General features: G+C 71.4%; 21 protein-coding genes and 1 pseudogene. 12 read left to right on the plus strand and 10 right to left on the minus strand.

Annotated features, from left to right (window positions below; translation table 11 throughout):
• A pseudogene (locus tag Vlu01_RS21835) lies at positions 1 to 330 on the minus strand (hypothetical protein); the annotation flags it as partial.
• Between the two features lie 302 nt (positions 331 to 632).
• On the minus strand, positions 633 to 2,114 hold the full coding sequence (locus Vlu01_RS21840; protein ID WP_204002951.1) for an aminopeptidase P family protein: 1,482 nt from the start codon (positions 2,112 to 2,114) through the stop codon (positions 633 to 635).
• A gap of 133 nt (positions 2,115 to 2,247) precedes the next feature.
• Between Vlu01_RS21840 and asnB the strand changes: the two genes are divergently transcribed.
• A complete protein-coding gene (asnB, locus tag Vlu01_RS21845) occupies positions 2,248 to 4,209 on the plus strand; it encodes an asparagine synthase (glutamine-hydrolyzing) (protein ID WP_204002637.1) in 1,962 nt (653 codons plus the stop codon).
• Positions 4,210 to 4,278: 69 nt separating this feature from the next.
• Here the strand turns inward: asnB and Vlu01_RS21850 are convergent, their stop codons facing one another.
• The gene (locus tag Vlu01_RS21850) at positions 4,279 to 5,388 is read right to left on the minus strand and encodes a lytic polysaccharide monooxygenase auxiliary activity family 9 protein (protein ID WP_204002639.1); all 1,110 of its coding nucleotides are present in this window, start codon (positions 5,386 to 5,388) and stop codon (positions 4,279 to 4,281) included.
• A gap of 399 nt (positions 5,389 to 5,787) precedes the next feature.
• Here Vlu01_RS21850 and Vlu01_RS21855 point away from each other — a divergent pair, with 399 nt between their 5' ends.
• The gene (locus Vlu01_RS21855; RefSeq protein WP_204002640.1) at positions 5,788 to 6,723 is read left to right on the plus strand and encodes a PfkB family carbohydrate kinase; all 936 of its coding nucleotides are present in this window, start codon (positions 5,788 to 5,790) and stop codon (positions 6,721 to 6,723) included.
• 95 nt (positions 6,724 to 6,818) lie between these two features.
• Here the strand turns inward: Vlu01_RS21855 and Vlu01_RS21860 are convergent, their stop codons facing one another.
• Positions 6,819 to 7,655: an MBL fold metallo-hydrolase gene (locus tag Vlu01_RS21860; protein WP_204002641.1), complete on the minus strand. Its 837-nt coding sequence runs from the start codon at positions 7,653 to 7,655 to the stop codon at positions 6,819 to 6,821.
• A complete protein-coding gene (locus Vlu01_RS21865) occupies positions 7,652 to 8,056 on the minus strand; it encodes a thioesterase family protein (protein WP_204002642.1) in 405 nt (134 codons plus the stop codon). Before Vlu01_RS21865 ends, Vlu01_RS21860 begins: the two co-directional genes overlap by 4 nt.
• A gap of 124 nt (positions 8,057 to 8,180) precedes the next feature.
• Between Vlu01_RS21865 and Vlu01_RS21870 the strand changes: the two genes are divergently transcribed.
• Positions 8,181 to 9,209, plus strand: coding sequence for a phosphatase PAP2 family protein (locus Vlu01_RS21870; RefSeq protein WP_204002643.1), 1,029 nt, complete (start codon positions 8,181 to 8,183; stop codon positions 9,207 to 9,209).
• A 32-nt stretch (positions 9,210 to 9,241) separates the two neighbouring features.
• On the opposite strand, the gene Vlu01_RS21875 is transcribed toward Vlu01_RS21870, so the two are convergent.
• The 3 genes from Vlu01_RS21875 to Vlu01_RS21885 all read right to left on the minus strand — a co-directional run bounded on the left by Vlu01_RS21875 (position 9,242) and on the right by Vlu01_RS21885 (position 11,440).
• On the minus strand, positions 9,242 to 10,579 hold the full coding sequence (locus Vlu01_RS21875) for a PH domain-containing protein (RefSeq protein WP_239096061.1): 1,338 nt from the start codon (positions 10,577 to 10,579) through the stop codon (positions 9,242 to 9,244).
• A 77-nt stretch (positions 10,580 to 10,656) separates the two neighbouring features.
• Entirely contained in the window at positions 10,657 to 11,184 is a 528-nt protein-coding gene (locus Vlu01_RS21880; protein ID WP_204002650.1) for a PH domain-containing protein, read from the minus strand.
• On the minus strand, positions 11,174 to 11,440 hold the full coding sequence (locus Vlu01_RS21885) for a hypothetical protein (RefSeq protein ID WP_204002652.1): 267 nt from the start codon (positions 11,438 to 11,440) through the stop codon (positions 11,174 to 11,176). Before Vlu01_RS21885 ends, Vlu01_RS21880 begins: the two co-directional genes overlap by 11 nt.
• A 237-nt stretch (positions 11,441 to 11,677) precedes the next feature.
• On the opposite strand from Vlu01_RS21885, the gene Vlu01_RS21890 reads away from it, so the two are divergent.
• The 3 genes from Vlu01_RS21890 to Vlu01_RS21900 are packed head-to-tail and all read left to right on the plus strand — an operon-like array spanning position 11,678 to position 14,726.
• Entirely contained in the window at positions 11,678 to 12,784 is a 1,107-nt protein-coding gene (locus Vlu01_RS21890; RefSeq protein ID WP_204002654.1) for an AAA family ATPase, read from the plus strand.
• Positions 12,763 to 13,779 carry a DUF58 domain-containing protein gene (locus Vlu01_RS21895; protein WP_373307490.1) on the plus strand — a complete coding sequence of 339 codons (1,017 nt, stop codon included), beginning with the start codon at positions 12,763 to 12,765 and terminating at the stop codon, positions 13,777 to 13,779. Before Vlu01_RS21890 ends, Vlu01_RS21895 begins: the two co-directional genes overlap by 22 nt.
• Positions 13,776 to 14,726 carry a VWA domain-containing protein gene (locus tag Vlu01_RS21900; protein WP_204002656.1) on the plus strand — a complete coding sequence of 317 codons (951 nt, stop codon included), beginning with the start codon at positions 13,776 to 13,778 and terminating at the stop codon, positions 14,724 to 14,726. Before Vlu01_RS21895 ends, Vlu01_RS21900 begins: the two co-directional genes overlap by 4 nt.
• 101 nt (positions 14,727 to 14,827) lie before the next feature.
• Here Vlu01_RS21900 and Vlu01_RS21905 read toward each other — a convergent pair whose 3' ends face one another.
• The gene (locus tag Vlu01_RS21905; protein WP_204002984.1) at positions 14,828 to 15,037 is read right to left on the minus strand and encodes a hypothetical protein; all 210 of its coding nucleotides are present in this window, start codon (positions 15,035 to 15,037) and stop codon (positions 14,828 to 14,830) included.
• 360 nt (positions 15,038 to 15,397) lie between these two features.
• On the opposite strand from Vlu01_RS21905, the gene fabG reads away from it, so the two are divergent.
• From fabG to Vlu01_RS21925, 4 genes are all read left to right on the plus strand, one after another.
• The gene (fabG, locus tag Vlu01_RS21910) at positions 15,398 to 16,102 is read left to right on the plus strand and encodes a 3-oxoacyl-ACP reductase FabG (protein ID WP_204002657.1); all 705 of its coding nucleotides are present in this window, start codon (positions 15,398 to 15,400) and stop codon (positions 16,100 to 16,102) included.
• Between the two features lie 26 nt (positions 16,103 to 16,128).
• A complete protein-coding gene (gene fabI / locus Vlu01_RS21915; RefSeq protein ID WP_204002659.1) occupies positions 16,129 to 16,896 on the plus strand; it encodes an enoyl-ACP reductase FabI in 768 nt (255 codons plus the stop codon).
• Positions 16,897 to 17,028: 132 nt separating this feature from the next.
• Positions 17,029 to 18,060, plus strand: a complete 1,032-nt coding sequence (locus tag Vlu01_RS21920) for a ferrochelatase (RefSeq protein WP_204002660.1) — start codon at positions 17,029 to 17,031, stop codon at positions 18,058 to 18,060.
• 37 nt (positions 18,061 to 18,097) lie between these two features.
• Complete coding sequence (locus tag Vlu01_RS21925) at positions 18,098 to 18,877, plus strand: HAD-IIA family hydrolase (protein WP_093407638.1); 780 nt, start codon at positions 18,098 to 18,100, stop codon at positions 18,875 to 18,877.
• Between the two features lie 18 nt (positions 18,878 to 18,895).
• Here Vlu01_RS21925 and Vlu01_RS21930 read toward each other — a convergent pair whose 3' ends face one another.
• Positions 18,896 to 19,690, minus strand: a complete 795-nt coding sequence (locus Vlu01_RS21930) for an Rv1486c family protein (RefSeq protein ID WP_204002661.1) — start codon at positions 19,688 to 19,690, stop codon at positions 18,896 to 18,898.
• A 204-nt stretch (positions 19,691 to 19,894) separates the two neighbouring features.
• On the opposite strand from Vlu01_RS21930, the gene Vlu01_RS21935 reads away from it, so the two are divergent.
• Together Vlu01_RS21935 and Vlu01_RS21940 are read left to right on the plus strand one after the other, a co-directional pair.
• Complete coding sequence (locus Vlu01_RS21935) at positions 19,895 to 20,707, plus strand: DUF3097 domain-containing protein (protein ID WP_204002663.1); 813 nt, start codon at positions 19,895 to 19,897, stop codon at positions 20,705 to 20,707.
• Between the two features lie 75 nt (positions 20,708 to 20,782).
• Positions 20,783 to 22,066, plus strand: coding sequence for an AI-2E family transporter (locus tag Vlu01_RS21940; RefSeq protein WP_204002665.1), 1,284 nt, complete (start codon positions 20,783 to 20,785; stop codon positions 22,064 to 22,066).
• Positions 22,067 to 22,088: the final 22 nt, after the last annotated feature.

Below are 22,088 nucleotides of genomic sequence, written 5' to 3' on the forward strand. Positions count from 1 at the left end.
ATCGTGCGACCAGGGTCCAGGTCCACCCGACCAGGTCTCCCCTTGGTCGGGATCTCGGCCTGTGCTGTCGCCCTTGGAGTCACGGTCGTCCTTCGCCTTCTCGGCGGGGCCGCCGTCGCTGAGGTTCTGCCGCGCGCTGGCCGCCTGCTGTTCCGCGCCCTGTTGGGCGCCGCCGGACTTGTCGTCTCGTGCGGCCACCCCGCCGACGGCGGCCAGACCGACCACGCCGGTCAGGCCAACCACTCCCGTGGCGACCCACAGCTTCCGGCGTCCAGCCGACATGCGGGGCTGGGGGGTGCTGTCGTCGGGTGGCGTCGCGTAACTGGACATCAAAGCCTTCCGCCCTTCCTCTACCGGATCGGGATGCACCATGCGAATTGGTGCTGGAAGCTACAAAAGGGTTGGAGCCTCCGACGACCACCGTATGAGAAGGTTCCTCGCGAGAAGGGCGTATACGAAGAAAGCCCGCATTATGCCCCGATCGGGCATCGGGTATCCGTCGCGGCACGTTCGGGCGAAAGCGGGTTGACCAGCGCAAACGTCGCTGACGGGGACAGACGGGGGCGGGCCCCGTGCCGGGCGATCAATGTCGCCGCCGGCCCGGGGCCCGCCTCTGGTCGTACCGTCCGGGGTCAGCCGGGCAGGCGCGGCCCGGCCTCGCGCTGCTCGGCCAGCCAGGTCTCCACCTCGTCGGCCTGGCGCGGCAGGCCCGCCGACAGGTTCACCGCTCCGCCGGTGGTGACCAGGACGTCGTCCTCGATCCGGATACCGATGCCGCGCAGTTCCTCCGGCACCAGCTCGTCCTCCGGCTGGAAGTACAGCCCCGGCTCGACGGTGAGCACGTACCCCTCGCCCAGGGTGCCGTCGCGGTACATCTCCTTGCGGGCGTTCGAGCAGTCGTGCACGTCGATGCCGAGCATGTGCCCGAAGCCGTGCAGCGTCCAGCGCCGGTAGACCATGGACTTCTCGTCCATCGCCTCGTCCACGCTCACCGGCAGCAGTCCCAGGTCGGCCAGCCCTTCGGCGAGCACCCGCATGCACGTCAGGTGGACCTCCTTGAACGCCACCCCCGGCTTGATGAACTCGATGCCGGCCTGCTGTGCGGCGTAGACGATGTCGTAGACCTGGCGTTGCAGCGGGGTGAAGCGACCGTTGACCGGCAGCACCCGGGTCACGTCCGCCGTGTAGAGGTTGCGCCCCTCCACGCCCATGTCCATCAGCAGCAGCTCACCCGGACGGGTGACGCCGTGGTTGTGCACCCAGTGCAGGATCGTGGCGTGCTCGCCCGCGCCGACGATCGAGCCGTAGCCGACGTCGTTGCCGTCGTGCCGGGCGCGCAGCGCGAAGACACCCTCCAACAGCCGCTCGGAGATCCCCCGGTCGGCCGGCAGCACCCGGGCCACGTCCTCGAAGCCGCGTACCGTGGCGTCGATCGCCTCCTGGAGTTGGGCGATCTCCCACTCGTCCTTGACCAGCTTCAGCTCCGCGAGGGCGATCGCCAGCTCGCGGTCGCGGGCCGGCTGGTCCTCCTCGCGGGGGCCGTCCCAGGGCCGCACCGCGGCGTCCACCCGGGTGTCGAAGCCGCGCAGCACCCGGGTCCGCGCGGGGGCCAGCCCGGCCAGCGCCGCGTCCAGCTCGGTCAGGTCGGCGGTGGGCAGGCCCAGCTCGGTCGACTTCTCGGTCAGGGTGTGCCGCCGGCCCACCCACAGCTCGCCGTGCCGGCTGCGGAAGAACTCGTCGTTCTCCCGCGACGAGCGAGGACGCATGTACAGCGTGGCGTCGTGGCCGGAGCCGGTCGGCCGCAGCACCAGCACGCTGTCCGGGTCGTGGTCCCCGGTGAGGTACGCGAAGTCGCTGCCCGGCCGGAACCGGTACTCGGTGTCGTTGGCGCGTACCTTTTCACCGCCGGTGGGGATCACGAGCGTCTCGCCCGGGAAGGCCGCCGAGAGGGCGGCCCGGCGCTTGGCGTAGTTCGGCACCTCCGGCCGTGGGCCGACCGGCAGGGTGGTGTCCCGCCAGCCCTGCCGCATGAACTCCAGGAACGCCTGGGGGAAATCCGGGTCATGCGACTCCGTGCCGTCAGCCGGCTTGCCGTCGGTGCGTTCCTCGGTCATGCCCCGCTCCCTTCGCCTCATTGCTGATCCCGACGGTACCGCGAACCCGCCGAAGGTCGAGCCCTCGGTGCCTGCGGTGGTGAGCCCGGCAGTGCCGCGACGGCCGATCAGCACCCGTGGAAAGATGACGGACATGTGCGGACTCCTGGCTTTCTTCAGTGCGCGCGGCGACGCCGCCGCCCACCGCGACAACATCGCCGCGGCCTTGGAATGCCTGCACCACCGCGGCCCGGACGAGACCGGGGTCGAGGTGGTCGGCGACGCCTCCGGCCGGTACGCGGATGGGGTGTTCGCTCACAAGCGGTTGGCGATCATCGACGTCGCGCTCAGCCACGAGCCACTGCCCTACGCCGACGGGCGTTACCTGCTGACCTTCAACGGCGAGATCTACAACTACATCGAGCTGCGCGAGGAGCTGATCCGCGACTTCGGTGCCCGGTTCGCCACCAACGGCGACGGGGAGGTCATCGTCGCCGGTTACCACTACTGGGGTGAGCAGGTGCTCACCCGGCTGCGGGGCATGTTCGCCTTCGTCATCTGGGACCGGCAGCAACGTCGCGCGTTCGGTGCCCGCGACTACTACGGCATCAAGCCGCTGCACTACCTGGAGACCGCCGACGGGCTCTATCTCGCCTCGGAGAAGAAGGCCCTGCTGCCCTTCGCCCACTCGGCGTACGCCGGGGACGCCGGGGTCGACACGGCCAACCTCAGCCATTACCTGACCCTGCAGTACGTGCCCGAGCCCGGCACCCTGCACAAGGGGATCAGCCGGATCGGCTCCGGCGAGTACCTCACCTGGGCCCCGGGTGGTCGGATCGACGTGCGGCGCTGGTACCGGCCGGTGTTCCGGCCCGCCTCGGTCGACGACGAGCAGAAGCTCTACCACGAGATCCGGGAGACGCTGCGCGAGAGCGTCCGCATGCACATGCGTTCGGACGTGCCGGTCGGCTCGTTCCTGTCCAGCGGGATCGACTCGACCGCGGTGGTCGCCCTGGCGCGGGAGTTCAACCCGAACATCCTCACCTTCACCGTCGGCTACGACGTGCCGGGGTATTCGGAGATCGACGTCGCCCAGGAGTCGGCCCGCCACCTCGACGTGACCACCATCCCGACCAAGATCGGTCCGCAGGACATGATCGAGGCGCTGCCGAAGATCGTGTGGCACCTGGACGACCCGGTGGCCGACCCGGCGCTGGTGCCGCTCTACTTCGTCGCCAAGAAGGCCGCCGAGCACGTCACCGTGGTCCTCTCCGGCGAGGGTGCCGACGAGTTCTTCGGCGGGTACACGATCTACCGGGAGCCGCTCTCGCTGAGCAGCGTCAACGGCCTGCCCGGTGGCGTGCAGAAGGGCCTGCGGGCGGTCTCCAAGGCAATTCCGCAGGGCGTCAAGGGCAAGAGCTTCCTGGAGCGCGGCACCACGCCGATCGAGGAGCGCTACTACGGCAACGCTCGGATGTTCACCGAAGAGGAGAAGCAGCACCTGCTGCGCCGCTACGACCCCTCGGTGCGCTACACCGACGTGACCGCGCCGATCTACGCCGAGTGCACCGAGCTCGACGACGTCACCAAGATGCAGTACGTCGACCTCTACACCTGGCTACGCGGCGACATTCTGGTCAAGGCGGACCGGATCTCCATGGCGCACTCGCTGGAGGTGCGGGTGCCCTTCCTCGACCGGGCGGTGTTCGAGGTGGCGGCGAAGATCCCGGTCGAGTTGAAGCTGCCGCCGCGCTCCGACACCACCAAGTACGCCATGCGCCAGGCGTTGCAGGGTGTGGTGCCGCCGGCCATCGTCAACCGCAAGAAGCTGGGTTTCCCGACCCCGACCCGGGTCTGGCTGCGCGGTGAGATGTACGAGTGGGCCCGGCACGTGCTCTCCACCTCCGGTGCCGGTGACCTGCTCGACCTGTCCTACGCGCTGCGGCTGCTGGAGGAGCACAAGCGGGAGGAGGCCGACCACTCCCGCAAGGTGTGGACGGTGCTGATCTTCTGCATCTGGCACGCGATCTTCGTCGCGAAGACCCTCGACCCGGGCATCCAGCGCAACCAGTCGGCCCTGCTGACCAAGCCCGTCGTCGGCTCGATGGTGCGCTGAGGTGTAAGGAAGGGCCCCCTGTTAACGCCTCGCGTATAACAGGGGGCCCTTTTTAACACCTGATCACGGTCAGCTGCAGGTGACCGTGGGCGTTGCGTTGCTGCCGCTGGCGAGGAAGCCGAACGTCGTGCTGGCGTTGGGCGCGAGGTTGCCGTTGTACGCCACGTTGCGGACCGTCACCGACGATCCGGACGCGGAGTGGGTCGCGTTCCAGACCTGGCTGATCTGCTGACCGCTGGGCCAGGTCCAGCTCGCGGTCCAGCCGTTCAACGCCGCGGTGCCGGTGTTCTTGACCTCGACCTCACCCTGGAACCCACCGGACCAGCTGTTGGTCACCTTGAAGGTGGCCGTGCAGGCACCGTTGCCGGGCGGCGGCGTGGTCGGGTTCGGCGGCGGGGTGGTGGGGTTCGGCGGCGGGGTGGTCGGGTTCGGCGGAGGCGTGGTCGGGTTCGGCGGCGGCGTGGTCTGGTTGCCGCCGATGCCGGTCACCTCACCGTTGCCGCCGTCGAAGACCACGTCAGAGCAGCCGAAGAAGTTCTCCTGGCTGTCCGAGCGGACCCACCGGGAGTAGATGATGTGCCGGCCGCTCTTGCCCGAGGGCAGGTTGCCGGTGAAGTAGTAGTGACCGTCGTTGGTGCCGACCGCACCGCGCTGCGGCGGGTTGGTCACCGTCAGGAACGGCTGGGCCTCCAGGTCGCTCCAGGCCAGCGCCCGGGTCGGGCTCCAGCTGTCCCTGGTCACGTAGAAGTAGAACGTGCCCGGGTGGTGCGCCCAGTTGCTGTACCGGAACTCGATGCTGCGACCGGCCGTCAGGTGCGTCAGCGGCCAGTCGTTGCGGGCCAGGTCGTAGCCGCGGAAGCCGGTGGCTCCACCGCTGCACAGCTGGCCGTCCGGGATGAAGCCGGTGGTCCGACCGCCGGCGTCCGAACGCAGCACGCTGAACCAGTTGTAGAGCGAGTTCGTCCCGCTCTGCGCGACGGCGGCGGCACAGGCCGGGTTGTTCGGCCTGATCTCACCGGTCTGGGTGAGGCCGTCGCGCCAACACATGTAGGTGCGGGCGCCCGGCGTCATCGCCGCGCCGTGCGCGGCGGCCGGCTCGGGGCTGGCGGTCACAACGACCGCGCCCGCGAGAAAAGTGAAAGCCGCGGTGATCAGTGCGGCCAAGCGTGGACGGTGCACGGGTTCTCCTGACTCGCAGGGCGCATTGCGTGGTGCGCCCCGCCGAATGCGCGGGTGGCGGAATGGTGCCGCCCCCGCTGCTGCGGGCGAATACGACTACGCGGCGACCGTGCGGACGGGGTTGGATGGCCCGGCCGGCACGCTGTCGCCAGCGGAGTGTCGACGCGTGAATGCCCTCGCGTGATGTGATGCCCGGCGCCGGTGAACGCGCAGCCCCCGCGCCACCCGGCATCCACATCCCACCATGCCGCGTCGCTCGGCGCAATAGTCATACCTCGATGTGTCAAAACGGCCGGTTTCGCACCGACCAGGTCTCGCCAATACCGTGGCTTCCACGCCCTCGCACGTGCCCCTTGTGCCAGCCTGGGCATCACGTACGGCAGACGGAAGGACCTGACGATGGGATACGCGGTGGTGCTCGGCGAGGCGCTCGTCGACCTGCTGGACACCGAGTGCGACGGTGCGCCGGTCTACCGGCAGGCGATCGGTGGTGGGCCGCTGAACGTCGCCGTCGGTGTCGCTCGGCTCGGTGGCGCGGTGCAGTTCGTCGGGTCGCTCGGCGACGACGTGCTCGCCGACCGGATCCGCGCCTTCCTCACCGCCGAACAGGTGGGACTGGCCGGCGTGGCCACCGTCGCGGTACCGACCACACTGGCCGTGGCCACCTTCTCCGGTGCGGAGCCGGACTTCCGCTTCTACGGCGAGCCGCCCTCCTACTCGCTGCTCGGACCCGACGAACTCGACGTCGCCCTGGTCGAGGAGGCCGACGTGCTGTACTGCGGCTCGATCGTGCTGCTGGCGCCGAAGACGTTGGCCGCTGCCCGCCGGGCCTGGGCGGCGGCACCGAGGCTGCGGGTGTTCGATCCGAACGTCCGTCCCCGGCTGCTGGCCGGCCCGCACGCGCTGGCCGAACTGCGCGAGGTGGTCGCCGAGTTCGCCGCCGGAGCGCACCTGGTCAAGCTCAGCGCCGCCGACGCGGAACAGCTCTACCCCGGTGAGCCGGTCGAGTCGGTGGCGGTCTACCTGCGCGAACTGGGCGCGGCCACCGTCGTGGTCACCCTCGGTGCCGCCGGCGCGGTGGTCGCCGCCGCAGATGCCGATCCGGTACGCGTGCCCGCACCGAAGGTGGCCGCCGTCGACGCCACCGGTGGAGGTGACTCGGTGATGGCCGCCCTCGTCGCCGACCTGCTGACCGGCGGCGAGCCGGTCGAGCCGTCCGGCTGGCACGCCCGGGTCGGCTACGCGCTGCGGGTCGCCGGCCTCGTCTGTGAGCGTCCCGGCGGCGCGGTCGCCATGCCCACCCGGGCCGAGGTGCGCGAACGCTTCGGCGACTGACCGGCCGCCCCGGCTCGCGGCCACTGATCGCGGCACCACACCGAGGGTGGCCCGGTGCCGCTGTCGACAGGACCCCGTGGCACGCGATGGCGAGGTCAGGCGGTGCCGTCGAGTTCGGCGTACCCACGCCGGGCGGCGGTCAGCGCGTGGCGGGCCGGGAACGGGGCGTCGGCGGCGACCCGCTCCGGCGGTGCGCCGCCGGTGTGCCCGGCCCGGATCAGCCAGGCCAACTCCACCAGTTGGGCGTGCTGGGCCCGAACGAACTCCGCGTCGACCGGCTCGCCGTGTCCGGGTACGACCACCGTCGAAGGTGAGATCGACCGCGACAGCTCGGCCAGCGCGTCGGGCCACTGCAGCGGGTACGAGTCCTCGAACGCCGGGGGACCGGCCTGCTCGACCAGATCACCGGCGATCAGCAGGTCGGCGTCGGGCACCTGCACGACCAGGTCGGCATCGGTGTGTCCCCGCCCGGGATGACGCAGCACCACCCGACGGCCACCGATGTCGAGGACCGCCTCGGTACGCACGGTGTGGGTGGGTGCCAGCAGCACGGTGTCGGCCAGTTCGGCGGCGAGTTCAGGATGCCCGGGGTGCAGTTCCGCGTACGCCTCCCGGCGCAACCGGTCCGCCTCGTCGCGGATCGCCGTGGCGGCCAGCTCATGCGCCCAGACCGGCCGGGGCGGGTCACCGGCGAGCGTGGCGTTGCCGAAGCAGTGGTCGAAGTGGTGGTGGGTGTTCACCAGCGTCAGCGGGTCGGCGGTGACCACGCGTACCGCAGTGGCCAGCTCGGCGGCCTGCCCGGCGGTGGAAAGGGTGTCGACCAGCAGCGCCGCGCCGTCGCCCAGCACCAGCGTGACATTGACCGCGAGCACCGGCTCACGCAGTACGAGCACCCGGTCGGCGACCTCGACGAACCGGCCCGGCGGCGTCATGCCGTGCCACCGGCGCGTTGCATGAACCGGGCCCGGTCGACCAGGACCCGCTCCACCCGCCCCGCAGCGACAGTCTGCCCGCCCTCGGTGACATCGATCTCGAACACCAGCCGGCGTCGGTCGACCTCGGTCAGCCGGGCCTGCGCCGTGACCGTGCGGCCCACCGGTGTCGCGGCCCGGTGCTCCAGCTCCACCCGGGTGCCCACGGTGGTGGCGCCGTCGGGCAGATGGCGGGCGGTCGCGGTCACGGTCGCCGCCTCGGCCAGGGCCAGCACCCGTGGCGTGCCGAGCACCGGGAGGTCACCGGAGCCGACCGCCTGAGCGGTGTCGGCGTCGGTGACGGTCAACTCGACCCGGGCGGTCAGACCCGGGGCCAGGGCTTGATCCGGTAGCTCCCGCATGGCCACAGCGTAGGTGCTCGGGGAGGCCCGGACCACGCGGCCGGGCAGATGCGCCACGTGCGCCACGACGCCGCAGGTGCTCCTGCGTCCGGTCGTGCGCATCTCGCCGCTAACCTTGTCCGCGATGTCTGCCGTGACCGACCCCCAGCCCCCAGCCCCGACCGAGGCGCCCGCCCCGCGCGACGGCGGGCGTCGCCGTGTCATCGCCATGTCGGTCTGGGGCGTCGCCTTCGTGGCGGGCTGGCTGGTCATCGGCCTGCCCACCGACCCGGTGTACGCGTTCTTCTGGATCTGGGCCGGCACCATCGCCTGGTACTCCGCCCGCCCGTGGCGCAGCCACCTGCGCTTCGCCCGGGACTGGGTGCCGGTGGTGCTGCTGCTGGTGGCCTACAACCTCTCCCGTGGGTTCGCCTACCACGACGGGACGGTGCCGCACGCCTACGAGCTGATCCTGGCGGACCGCCTGATGTTCGGCTGGGCGATGGACGGCCAGGTGCCGACCGTCTGGTTGCAGCAGCACCTGTACCAGCCGGAGGTGCGCTGGTGGGACGTCCTCGTCAGCTGGGTGTACTTCTCGCACTTCGTGGCGGCGCTGGCCGCCGCGGCGGTGCTCTGGATGCGTGAGCGCAGCCGGTGGGCGGCGTTCATGCGTCGCTGGTTCTTCCTCTGCGCCACCGGCCTGATCACCTACTTCCTCTACCCGGCCGCGCCGCCCTGGTGGGCGGCGCAGAACGGGCTGATCGAGGAGGTCGCGCGGATCTCCACCCGGGGCTGGAAGGCGTTCGGCATGCACGGCGCGGGCAATCTGCTCAACGCCGGGCAACTGGCCTCGAACCCGGTGGCCGCGATGCCGTCGCTGCACACCGCCTTCGCCCTGTTCGTGGTGCTGTTCTTTCTGCGTAGCGTCCGGCTCCGCTGGTGGCCCCTCCTGCTGGCCTACCCGCTGGCGATGACCTTCACCCTGGTCTACAGCGGCGAGCACTACGTGATCGACGTGCTGGTGGGCTGGGCGTACGTCGGGATGACCTTCGTGGCGGTCGGTTGGGCCGAACGTTGGTGGGCCCGCCGGAAAGCCCGCCACGCTCCGACCGACCCACCCACCACCGTCGACGACGTGGCCGTGCCGTCGTCGGCCGTTCCCACCCGCCGCTGACCCGTCCCGCGACGACCTGTCGCGTCGGTCGGTCACCCGGCGCGGCGGGCGGCCCGGCTCCGAGCGGTCAACTCCGCCGCCAACGCCCACGCGTCGGCGAGATCCCGGTCCACCGCCGCGGCACCGGCCCCGCCCGCGGTGTCGGCGTGCACGGTGGCCAACCCGAGCAGCCGCTGCACCGGCCCCTGCACCACCCGTACGCTCTGCAACCGGGCGTACGGCACGATCGTCAGTCGGCGGACGAGCAGGCCGGAGCGGACCGCGAAGACCTGCTCGGTCAGGCCGGCGCCGAGGACCTGACGGCTCAGCGGGTTGACCCAGCGGGCCCGGGTGGGCGGAGGCCGCAGCGGCATCGAGGACAGCGCCACCCCCGGCAGCACCTCGGCAACGATCATCTCTCCGGTCGGCCGGTCACCGACGGGCAGCAGCCGGTCCGGTCGGTTGCGCTCGTCGGCCTCACCGGCGGCGTAACCGGCCACCTCCAGGCGTAGCCGTAGCCAGCCCTTCATCCGCCAGAGCAGCGGCCAGGTCACCCGCACGGTCTGCACCCGGTGCAACGGGACGGTCTGCGACCGGGTCTCCAGCAGGCCGTTGCGGATCCGCAGCCGGTCGCCGTCACGGGCCAGTTGGAACCGCCAGTCGTCGAGGACCCGGCGGACGGGTTGCAGCAGGACACCGGCCATCGCGGTGAGCGTGCTCGCCACCGCGATGAAGGACCAGGACCCTTCCGACAGGAACTGGATCGCCACGAAGGCCACCCCGAACGGCAGCAGGAACGCCTGCGGGGTCAGCAGCTGACTGATCAGGAGGTCCCGGTTGCTCACCGAGTGCAGCGGCCGGCCGGGTGGCGGGACCGACTCGACGCCGGCCGGCGCCGGCTGTGCCTGGGCCGCCGGCACCGCGCCGGGGGCGTCGCCGGCCAGGGCCAGCAGGCGCTGCCGCAACGCCGCGGCCTCGGCGACACTGAGGTACGCCAGCGGTGCTTCGGTCTTGCCGCCGCCGACCACCTCCAGTCGCAACTCGGCCAGACCGGTGAGCTGGGCGAGTAACGGTCGGACCACCTCGACGGCCTGGAGCCGTTCCAGCGGGATCGCCCGGGTACGCCGCCAGAGCAGCCCCTCGTGGATGCGCAACTCCCGCCCGACCACCTGGTAGCCCGTGTAGTACCAGCTCACCACGGCCAGCACGCTCGCGCCGAGCGCGAGCACGATCACCATCGCGACGAACCAGCCGAACCCGACCCGGGACAGGGTCGACCAGGACAGGCCGGCGATGACCACGACCAGCGACTTGGCGCCGTGCAGCGCCGGGCTCAACGGATGCAGCCGTTGCCGTGCCGGCGGGCCCTGCGGCGGATCCGGATGCTGGATGTCAGACGCCGTCCCGACCTGATCCCACTCGCTCGCGGTGGACGGGATCCGGTCCGGACCCGGATCGGACGACCCGGTCACAGTCCCTCCGCCCGGTCCTCGCCGAGCGCGGTCAGGCGGTCCCGCAGCCGGGACGCCTCCGCCGGCCGTAGCCCCGGCACCCGGGCGTCGCTCGCCGCAGCGGCGGTGTGCAACTGCACGGTCGCCAGGTCGAACGCGCGCTCCAGGGGCCCGGCGCTGACGTCGACGAACTGCATCCGCGAGTACGGGACGATGGACAACCGACGCACCAGCAGACCATGCCGGACCAGCAGGTCGTCCTCACGTTCGGCGTAGCCCCAGGCGCGTACCGCCCGGACGATGGTCACCGCCCGCCAGAGGGCGAACAGCCCGACGACGCCGAGCGCCGCACCGACCGGCCAGGAGTCGGTCATCGCCCAGCTCACAGCGAGCACGATCGAGACGAAGGCGACCCCGACCGCCAGACGCAGCAGCTCCACCCAGATCAGGTCGGTCGATATCGACTGCCACTGGACGGTGTCCGGCCACGGTTCGAGCGGGCTGGTCGGCCCGGCTGGTGGGGTCTGAGCCGCGTCACCGCTCACCGGGCTGACTTTTCGTTGTACGCGTCCACTCTTCGAGCGTAGGCGATCCCGGCAGCGGGGCGACCTCACGCAGGAAGCCTCGCGCGCCGAGGAAGTCACCGAGCGACGAGCGGTGCGCCTCGCAGGCGAGCCAGGTCTTGCGCCGCTCGGGCGTGTGCAGACGGGGATTGTTCCAGCGCAGTGCCCAGCAGGCCCGGGCGTGACACCCACGGGCCGAACAGGGCAGCGCATCGGTGGGGACGTCGGGGTGGGTCATCCCGCTCAGTCTAGGCCGGCGGAAAGAGAGTGGGCGCCGGGCGGCCACGGGGGAAGCCGCCCGGCGACGGATGAATGGTACACACGCCGGGGTGGCTTTTGTCCACTGGTGATCGGCGATTCCTCCACGCCGGAACGGTGGGGCGAAAATCGGTCGCTCCCTCCGTCGGTACTCAGGCGGGCATGCGAGGCTTGATACCGCACACGCCGCGACGACCGATCACGCTGTGGAGGACCAGTGGCCCAGCCGACCACGCCCGACGCCCCGCCACCGGACGGGGCGCAACCGCAGGCGCCCGCACCGCCGAGCACTCCGGCGCAGGACGCCACCCTGCTGGAGCGGGCGCTGTTCGAGATCAAGCGGGTGATCGTCGGGCAGGACCGGATGGTCGAGCGGATGTTCGTCGCGCTCCTCGCCCGTGGGCACTGTCTGCTGGAGGGCGTACCGGGAGTGGCCAAGACCCTCGCGGTGGAGACCCTCGCCAAGGTGGTCGGCGGCTCGTTCGCCCGGGTGCAGTTCACCCCGGATCTGGTGCCGGCCGACATCATGGGCACCCGGATCTACCGGCAGTCCAGTGAGAAGTTCGACGTCGAGCTGGGTCCGGTCTTCGTCAACTTCCTGCTCGCCGACGAGATCAACCGGGCCCCGGCGAAGGTGCAGTCGGCGCTGCTGGAGGTGATGAGCGAGCGGCAGGTGTCGATCGGCGGCGAGAGCCACCGGGTGCCGAATCCGTTCCTGGTGATGGCGACGCAGAACCCCATCGAACAGGAAGGGGTGTATCCGCTGCCGGAGGCGCAGCGGGACCGCTTCCTGATGAAGATCGTGGTGGGGTATCCGACGGACGCCGAGGAGCGGGAGATCGTCTACCGGATGGGGGTGGCACCCCCCGAGCCCACCGCAGTGTTCGACACCGAGGATCTGGTCGCCCTGCAGCACAAGGCCGACCAGGTCTTCGTGCACAACGCCCTGGTCGACTACGCGGTCCGGCTGGTGCTGGCCACGCGTACGCCGGCGGAACACGGCATGCCCGACGTGGCGCAACTGATCCAGTACGGTGCCAGTCCCCGGGCCTCGCTCGGGCTGGTCCGAGCCACCCGGGCGCTGGCCCTGCTGCGCGGGCGTGACTACGCCCTGCCGCAGGACGTGCAGGACATCGCGCCAGACATCCTGCGGCACCGGCTGGTGCTCAGCTACGACGCGCTCGCCGACGACGTGCCCGCCGACCACGTGGTGCACCGGGTGATGTCGACGATCCCGCTGCCCTCGGTGGCACCCCGGCAGCAGGCCACCCCGCCGGTCGGGGCGGTGGCGCCTACCTCGGGGTGGCCCGGGCAGCGACCGTGACCTCGACCACCCCTCGACCCGGTCAGCCGCACGGCATGGCGGCCACCGACCGGTCCGGCGCCGTGCTGTCCCGGCTGCAACTGTTGGTGACCCGAAAACTCGACGGACTTCTGCAGGGCGACTACGCGGGCCTGCTGCCCGGACCGGGCAGCGAGGCCGGCGAGTCGCGCGAGTACCGTCCCGGCGACGACGTACGCCGGATGGACTGGCCGGTGACCGCCCGCACCACCACCGCCCACGTGCGGCGTACCGTGGCCGACCGTGAGTTGGAGACCTGGCTGGCCGTGGACCTGTCGGCGAGCCTGGACTTCGGTACCGGCCGGTGGCTCAAGCGGGACGTGGTGATCGCGGCGGCCGCCGCGATCACGCACCTGACCGTGCGGGGCGGCAACCGGATCGGAGCCGTCGTGGGCAGCGGAGCAGATGCACCCACAGCCCGGCGGGGCCGCCGCGCCGCAGCCGTGCCGGCGGGACCGGGGCGTCTGGTCCGGTTGCCCGCCCGGTCCGGACGTAAGGAGGCGCAAGGCATGCTGCGGGCCATCGCCGCGACCGAGAGCCGGCCGGGTCGCGGTGACCTCGGCGCGCTCGTCGACATGCTCAACCGCCCACCTCGGCGGCGCGGTGTCGCCGTGGTCATCTCCGACTTCCTCGCCCCGCCGGCCCAGTGGGCGCGTCCCCTGCGCAAATTGCGGGTACGACACGACCTGCTGGCGATCGAGGTGGTCGATCCGCGGGAGCTGGAGCTGCCCGACGTCGGCGTGCTGCCGGTGGTCGACCCGGAGACCGGTGAACTGCACGAGGTGCAGACCGCCGACCCGGGCCTGCGGCACCGTTACGCGGCGGCAGCCGCCGCCCAGCGCGCGGAGATCTCCGCCGCGTTACGCGCCGCTGGCGCCGCCCACCTGCGACTGCGTACCGACCGAGACTGGCTGCTGGACATGGTGCGTTTCGTCGCCGCGCAGCGGCACGCCCGCACCCGGGGGACGACACGATGATTCGCTTGCTGCAACCGTGGTGGCTGCTGGCCGTGCTGCCGGTGCTCGCCCTCGCCGCGCTGTACGTCTGGAGGCAGCTGCGTCGGCGCGACTACGCGCTGCGGTTCACCAACGTGGACCTGCTGCGTACCGTGGCGCCGAAGGGGCTCGGCTGGCGTCGGCATGTGCCGGCCACCGCGTTCCTGCTGGCGCTGCTGGTGCTGGCTGGAGCGCTGGCCCGGCCTGCGGTCGACACCCGGGAGCCGTTGGAGCGGGCCACCATCATGCTGGCCATCGACGTGTCGCTGTCGATGCAGGCCGACGACGTCCCACCGAACCGGCTGGAGGCCGCCCAGGAGGCGGCCAAGCAGTTCGTGGCCGAACTGCCGGAGACCTACAACGTGGGGCTGGTCTCGTTCGCCAAGTCGGCGAATGTGCTGGTCCCGCCGACCAAGGACCGTCCTGCGGTGACCAGTGCCATCGAGGGGCTGGTGCTGGCCGAGGCGACGGCGACCGGCGAGGCGGTCTTCACCTGTCTGGAGGCGATCCGGTCGGTGCCGGCCGACGGGGCATCAGGGATTCCGCCGGCCCGGATCGTGTTGCTCTCCGACGGTTTCCGCACGGCGGGGCGGTCGGTGGAGGAGGCGGCCGCGGCGGCGCAGGCGGCGAACGTGCCGGTCTCCACCATCGCCTTCGGCACCGACGCCGGTCACGTCGACATCGGCGGTCAGTTGCAGCGGGTGCCGGTGGACCGGTTCGCGCTGGCCGAGCTGGCCGAGACCACCGAGGGCTTCTTCTACGAGGCGGCCACGGTCAACGAGCTGAAGCAGGTCTACCAGGACATGGGCAGCTCGATCGGCTTCCGCACCGAACCCCGCGAGGTCACCCAGTGGTACGCCGGCATCGCGCTGCTGCTGGCCCTCTGCGCCGGCGCCTTCAGCCTCCTCTGGTCCTCCCGCATGATCTGACCCACCCACCCACCGACTGGTCCCCGTTGATCATGAGGTTGTTGTCGCGCCAAGAGATCAAACCGCCCGCCAACCTCATGATCAACCCAGACGGGGTGGGGTCAGGGGTTGGTGCTGGCCAGGACGAAGAGGACGGCCACCCAGACGGCGGCGAGGGTGAAGCCCAGCGGGGCGACGTAGCGGCTCATGACAGCTCCGACGTGGCGGCTCGGCGGTCCGGGCAGGGTGGACCGCGAAAGGGGCGGATCAGGACGCGCACACGTGAAGTCGTGACCGGGCTGCTTTCCGGCGGTACCCGTACGGTCGACCACCGGCACAACGTGGCCGGGCGGTGGAACGGATAGGCGGGAGAGCGGGCCAGCTCAGGCGGAGCGGGGCTCAGCGTGGCTGGTGGTCGACCCGGCCACGACTGGGAGGATCGCTATCTGGCACAGCGAACACCTCCTGCGGTCGGGTTCCGGGCGACGCGGGCCGCCGAGCGACCCGCAAACGCGGATGATCGTACACCCGGGTCGGGCACCCGCCGCACTCGGTCGGCCACCCGGCGGACCGTCGGGTGGCTCGCGTAGCTGTCCGGTGTCTGGCACCGGGCGTGACGTGCGGCGGTTAGTGATTACTGTGCGGTAGCGCCTAGTCTCCAAGCCGCAGCGATCTTTGGGAGGGGACGCACCGTGTCGCGAACTGTGCTGGTTACCGGGGGCAACCGGGGGATCGGTCTGGCCATCGCCCAGGCTTTCGCCAAGCAGGGTGACCGGGTGGCGATCACCCACCGGGGCAGCGGGGCGCCCGAGGGACTGTTCGGCGTGCGCTGCGACATCACCGACGGCGAGTCGGTGGACGCGGCCTTCGCGACGGTCGAGGCGGAACTCGGGCCGGTGGAGGTGCTTGTCGCCAACGCGGGCATCACCGACGACACGCTGCTGCTGCGCATGTCGGAGGAGCAGTTCACCCGGGTGTTGGACACCAACCTGACCGGCGCGTACCGCTGCGCGAAGCGGGCCTCCGGGAAGATGCTGCGGGCCCGGTGGGGGCGCATGATCTTCGTTTCCTCGGTGGTCGGCCTCTCCGGCGGCGCCGGACAGGTCAACTACGCGGCCAGCAAGGCCGGCCTGGTCGGGGTGGCCCGCTCGATCACCCGGGAGCTGGGCGGCCGGAACATCACCGCCAACGTCGTCGCGCCGGGCTTCATCGAGACCGACATGACCGCGGTGCTGTCCGACCAGCGCAAGGCCGAGATCCTCAAGTCGATCCCGGCGGGCCGGATGGCCAACCCGGAGGAGGTCGCCGCGGTGGTCACCTGGCTGGCGGGCGACAGTGCCGGGTACGTCTCCGGCGCGGTCATCCCGGTCGACGGTGGCCTGGGCATGGGTCACTGAATCCCGAGCACGGAGGAATGAACGTAATGTCCGGACTGCTGGCCGGTAAGCGGCTGCTCGTCACCGGCGTCATCACCGACGCCTCGATCGCCTTCTCGGTGGCCAAGCTGGCCCAGGAGAACGGCGCCCAGGTCGTGCTCACCGGCTACGGCCGACTGTCACTGGTGGAGCGGATCGCCAAGCGACTGCCCGAGCCGGCGCCCGTGATCGAGCTGGACGTGACCAGTCCCGAGCAGCTCGCCGGACTGGCCGACAAGGTTCGCGAGCACGTCGACGGTCTGGACGGGGTGGTCCACTCGATCGGGTTCGCCCCGCAGAGCTGCCTCGGCGGCGGGTTTCTCGACGCCTCCTGGGAGGACGTCGCGACGGCGCTGCACGTCTCGACGTACTCCTACAAGTCCCTGGCCGTCGCGGCGCTGCCGCTGATGTCGCCGGGCGGCTCGGTGGTCGGGCTGACCTTCGACGCCAGCCAGGCGTGGCCGGTGTACGACTGGATGGGCGTGGCCAAGGCCGGGCTGGAGTCAGCTTCCCGCTACCTCGCGCTGCACCTGGGCAAGCAGGGCATCCGCAGCAACCTGGTGGCCGCCGGTCCGCTGCGCACGATGGCCGCGAAGTCCATCCCCGGCTTCGAGCAGTTCGAGGACGCCTGGGCCGGGCGTGCCCCGCTGGGTTGGGACCTGACCGACCAGGAGCCGGCCGCCCGGGCCTGTCTCGCGCTGCTGTCGGACTGGTTCCCGGCCACCACCGGCGAGATCGTGCACGTCGACGGCGGCTACCACGCCATCGGCGCCTAGCGGGTAAGGAAGGGCCCCCTGCTAACGCCTGCGGTATAGCAGGGGCCCCCTGCTAACAGCCGGGCACGCCGAAGCCGGCCGGAGTCAGGGGGCCTTGCCGAGGTGGCATCGGTCACCGGCAAGAATGGAGCCATGGCGTACGACGCGGTGGTGCTGGTGTCCTTCGGTGGCCCGGAGGGCCCCGACGACGTGATGCCGTTCCTGCAGAACGTGACCCGGGGGCGGGGAGTTCCGCCGGAGCGGCTGGCCGAGGTCGCCGAGCACTACCAGCACTTCGGCGGGATCTCCCCGATCAACCAGCAGTGCCGGGACCTGCTGGCGGCGATCCGCACCGACTTCGCCGCCAACGGGCTCGACCTGCCGGTGTACTGGGGCAACCGGAACTGGGAGCCGATGCTCGCCGACACGGTGGCCCAGATGCGTGACGACGGCGTACGCCGGGCACTGGCCTTCGTCACCAGCGCGTTCGGCGGGTACTCCTCGTGCCGGCAGTACCAGGAGGACATCACCGCCGCGCGGGCGGCGGTCGGCCCGGCCGCGCCGGTGATCGAGAAACTGCGCCAGTTCTGGGATCATCCTGGCTTCGTCGAGCCACACGTCGACGCGGTGCGCTCCGCGTTGGCCCAGCTCGACCCGGCGCGGCGGGACAGCACGCGGCTCGTCTTCACCGCGCACTCGGTGCCGATGTCGGCGGCCGACAGCGCCGGCCCGCATGGCGGCCGGTACACCGCCCAACTCGCCGAGACGGCCCGACTGGTGCACGCGGCGGCGGCCCCGGAACTGCCGTACGACCTGGTCTGGCAGAGCCGCTCCGGCCCGCCGCACGTGCCGTGGCTGGAGCCGGACATCAACGACCACCTGGAGACGCTCGCCGAGCAGGGCGTGACTGCCGTGGTGGTCAGCCCGATCGGGTTCGTCTCGGACCACCTTGAGGTGGTGTGGGACCTGGACACCGAGGCGTTGGAGACGGCCAAGCGGCTCGGGATGGACTTCGTTCGCGCCGCTACTCCCGGCACCGACCCCCGCTACGTGACGATGGTCCGGGAGCTGGTGCGGGAACGGATCGATCCGGACGGGGCGCAGCTGCGCCGTCGCCTGGGCCAGCTACCGATGTGGGACACCTGTCCCACGGTCTGCTGTGTCCCCGCACGCCGCCCGTCCTGACCGGTGCGGCGAACCCGACGACACCCTAGGGATGATCATGCAGGACCGTAAGCCCGTCGAGAGCTGGCTCAGCGACATGGACGGGGTGCTGGTGCACGAGGGCCAGCCGGTGCCGGGTGCGCCGGAGTTCGTCAAGCGGCTGCGTGCCTCCGGCAAGCCCTTCCTGGTGCTGACGAACAACTCCATCTACACGCCACGCGACCTGCAGGCCCGGTTGGCGCGGATGGGCCTGGACGTGCCGGAGCAGGCGATCTGGTCGTCCGCCCTGGCCACCGCCCAGTTCCTGGCCGACCAGCGGCCGGGCGGCACGGCGTACGTCATCGGGGAGGCCGGGCTGACCACGGCCCTGCACGCGGTGGGCTACGTGCTCAGCGACTTCGCTCCCGACTACGTGGTGCTGGGGGAGACCCGCACCTACAGTTTCGAGGCGATCACCAAGGCGGTCCGGCTGATCAACGACGGGGCCCGGTTCATCTGCACCAACCCCGATGCCACCGGGCCCTCGGTGGAGGGTGCCCTGCCGGCCGCCGGCTCGGTGGCCGCGATGATCTCCAAGGCCACCGGTGTGGAGCCGTACTTCGTCGGCAAGCCCAATCCGATGATGATGCGGTCGGCGCTGAACACGATCAACGCGCACTCGGAGAGCACCGCGATGATCGGTGACCGGATGGACACCGACATCCTCTGCGGCCTGGAAGCCGGGCTGGAGACCATCCTGGTGTTGACCGGGATCAGTTCCCGGGTGGAGGCGGAGCGCTACCCGTACCGCCCCTCCCGGATCGTCAACTCGGTCGCCGACCTGATCGACGAGGTGTGAACCTGCCGCCGGCCGCGCTCAGGGTCGCAGGGGGGCGTTGCAGGCGGCGACGAGGGCCTGACGGCAGGCGGCGGTGAGCGGGCGCAGCGCGGCGTCGCGCTGTTGGGCCTCGTAGTTGTTGATCGCGCCGCCGGGTGCCGCGTGCCCGGCCAGGGCGAGTACCCGGTCGAGCACGGCGGCGCGGGCGAACAGCCGACGTGACCGGGGGTCGAACCCGGGTGGCAGGTCGGTGGTGCCGTCCGGGCGGCGCAGCGCCTCCAGGGCACCGGCCAGCTCCGGACGCCACTGGGCCACGTCGAGCCGGGTGAGCGCGGCGGTGGTGTCGGCCAGCGCGGCAGCCAGTTCCGCCTCTGCCTCGGCGGCGCCGGGCAGGGCGAGGCAGGCGGCGGGAGCGTCCGCCGGCAGCGGGTGGACCCGCCAGAGCACCGTCTCGAAGGTGTCGCCGGAGCCGGAGGTGTGCACGCGGACCTCGGGGATCAGCCCCAGCGCGCCAGCTATCACGGCTTCGCCGGCGAGCAGTGCGGCGCCGGCGAAGTCACCCGGGCCGGGCAGGCCGCGCGGGTCGCCCGGGGCCGGCAGCACCAGGCGGATCTCGTCCGGTGAGAGCTTGGCCAGCGTGGGTAGCGCTTCCCGAAGCGACACGTCCGTCCAGGTGCCGGGCGCGTCGGCGACCAGGTGCTCCTCGGTGCCGGCGACCGCCTCGGCGACCTCGTCGAACGGCACCAGCCCGGCGCGCCACGCGCGCACCCAGGCAACGAACCGGCTCGACCGGCGCGGCGCGAGGATGGCCGCACCCGCAGCGGGGGTGGACATGCCGAAAGAGTACGTGGTGACGCCCGTCCGTGTCTCGACTGCCGCGCCCCCACCTCCCCGCCGCGCCGATCATGCAGTTGTGGCGGGCGGTAAATTGATGTTCACGGCTTTTGTGACGTGCCACACCTGCATGATCGGCGTTGTGCGGGAGGGGTGGGGTGTGTCGGGGTTGGGGGGGTCGGCGGGCGGGGTTAGCGTGGCGGGATGGGGCGGCGGTACGGCGAGGACGTGTTGGCGGGGGACTGGCGGCGGCGGAAGGTGACCCCGGAGGTCGACGCCGAAACGGACCTCGTGGTGGAGGACGCCGAATCCGGTTTCTGCGGGGCGGTCGTCGGCTTCGAGGCCGGCGCGGTCGTGCTGGAGGACCGGCACGGCCGGCGGCGTAACTTCCCGCTGCTGCCGGCGGCGTTCCTGCTCGACGGTCGCCCGGTAACCCTGCGCCGTCCCTCCCGATCACCGGTGCCGGCGGCCCGGCGGCGTACGGCGTCGGGCTCGGTCGCCGTGGACGGGGTACGCGCTCGGGTCGCCCGGGCCAGCCGGATCTGGGTCGAGGGCGTGCACGACGCCGCCCTCGTCGAGCGGATCTGGGGTGATGACCTGCGCATCGAGGGTGTGGTGGTGGAACCGCTGTCCGGCATCGACGCCCTGGACGCCGAGGTACGCGATTTCGGCCCCGGCCCGGGCCGCCGGCTCGGCGTGCTGGTCGACCACCTCGTGCCGGGCTCCAAGGAGAGCCGCATCGTGGCCCGGGTCAACTCGCCGCACGTCCTGGTCACCGGACATCCCTACGTCGACGTGTGGCAGGCGGTGCGGCCCGCCGCGGTGGGCATCCCGGCGTGGCCGGTGGTGCCACGTGGGCAGCCGTGGAAGGAGGGGGTCTGCGCGGCGCTCGGCGTCGCCGAACCGGCCGACATGTGGCGGCACATCCTGTCCCGGGTGAGCAGTTTCGCCGACGTGGAGACACCGCTGATCAACGCGATGGAACGGTTGATCGATTTCGTGACCGAGCCGGAATGACCTGACGGGCCCGCCGCTGAGCTGGCGGCCGTTACGGTGAATCACCCTGATCCCTACCACCCCGGGGGTACGCACGTGAGCCGATTCGGGCAGCTGCGGCAGCGGTTGCGTCAGGCGTACGCGACGGGACGCGAGTCGGTGCGCTCGGCCCGTGAGCGGGAGAGCGCGCGGCGCGTCGCGCGGGCGGCCGAGCGAGATCGGCCGCTCCCGGAACTGGTGATGCCGACGGAGGACGCGGCCGTGTCGACGACGAGCCGCGACGACGCGGACGTGCCGAGAGGTCTGCGGATCGCCGCCGCCTGGTCGTGGCGGCTCATCGTCATCGGGCTCGTCGGCTGGGCGTTGTTGCGGGTCTTCGGCGCTATCCGTGTCGTCATCGTCCCGTTGCTGGTGGCGTTGCTGCTCGCCGCCCTGTTGGCACCGGCCGTCGGCTGGCTGCTGCGCGCCCGGTTCCCGCGTACGTTGGCCACCGCCGTGGTGCTCATCGGCGGGCTGGCCGCGGTGGTCGGCACGCTGACCCTGGTGGTCAACGAGTTCATCGCGGGCCTGCCCGAGCTGAGTTCCAGTGCCGCGGCCGGCATCGGGCAGATCCAGAACTGGCTGCGCGACGGTCCGTTGAACCTTTCCGACGGGCAGCTCGACCGGTACATCGAGGCCGGGCAGAACTGGATCAACGAGAACTCGCAGGCGTTGACCAGCAACGCGATCGCGACCGCCGGCACCGTGGTCGAGGTGTTCACCGGCACGCTGCTCGTGCTGTTCGCCACGTTCTTCTTCCTGCGCGACGGGAACCGGATCTGGCGGTTCCTGGTCGGGCTGTTCCCGGTCGCCGCCCGCTGGCGGGTCAACGACGCCGGGCGGGCCTCCTGGCTGACCCTGGTCGCCTACGTACGCGCCACGGTGCTGGTGGCGTTCATCGATGCGGTGGGCATCGGCATCGCGCTCGTGGTGTTCGACGTGCCGTTCGCCTTCCCGCTGACGGCGCTGGTCTTCCTCGGCGCGTTCATCCCGATCGTCGGCGCGACGCTGTCCGGTGCGGTCGCGGTCCTGGTGGCCCTGGTCGACGGTGGCTGGGTCACCGCGTTGATCATTCTCGGTGCCGTGATCGTGGTCCAACAGGTGGAGGGCAACGTCCTGCAGCCGTGGATCATGGGCCGGGCGGTGGCGCTGCATCCGTTGCCCGTGGTGCTGGCGGTGACCGCCGGGGTGGTCCTGGAAGGCATCGTCGGCGCGCTCGTCGCGGTACCGCTGATCGCGGTGCTGAACACCGCGGTGCGCCGGCTGTCCCGGCAGCGACCGACGTCACCACCGCCGCCACCGGTGCCGGAGGCGGTGGTGGTCCGCTCCACCCCGCCCTGATGATCCTGAGCGGCCGGGGCCG

This window comes from Micromonospora lutea, assembly GCF_016863535.1.
Taxonomy (GTDB): Bacteria; Actinomycetota; Actinomycetes; order Mycobacteriales; family Micromonosporaceae; genus Micromonospora; species Micromonospora lutea.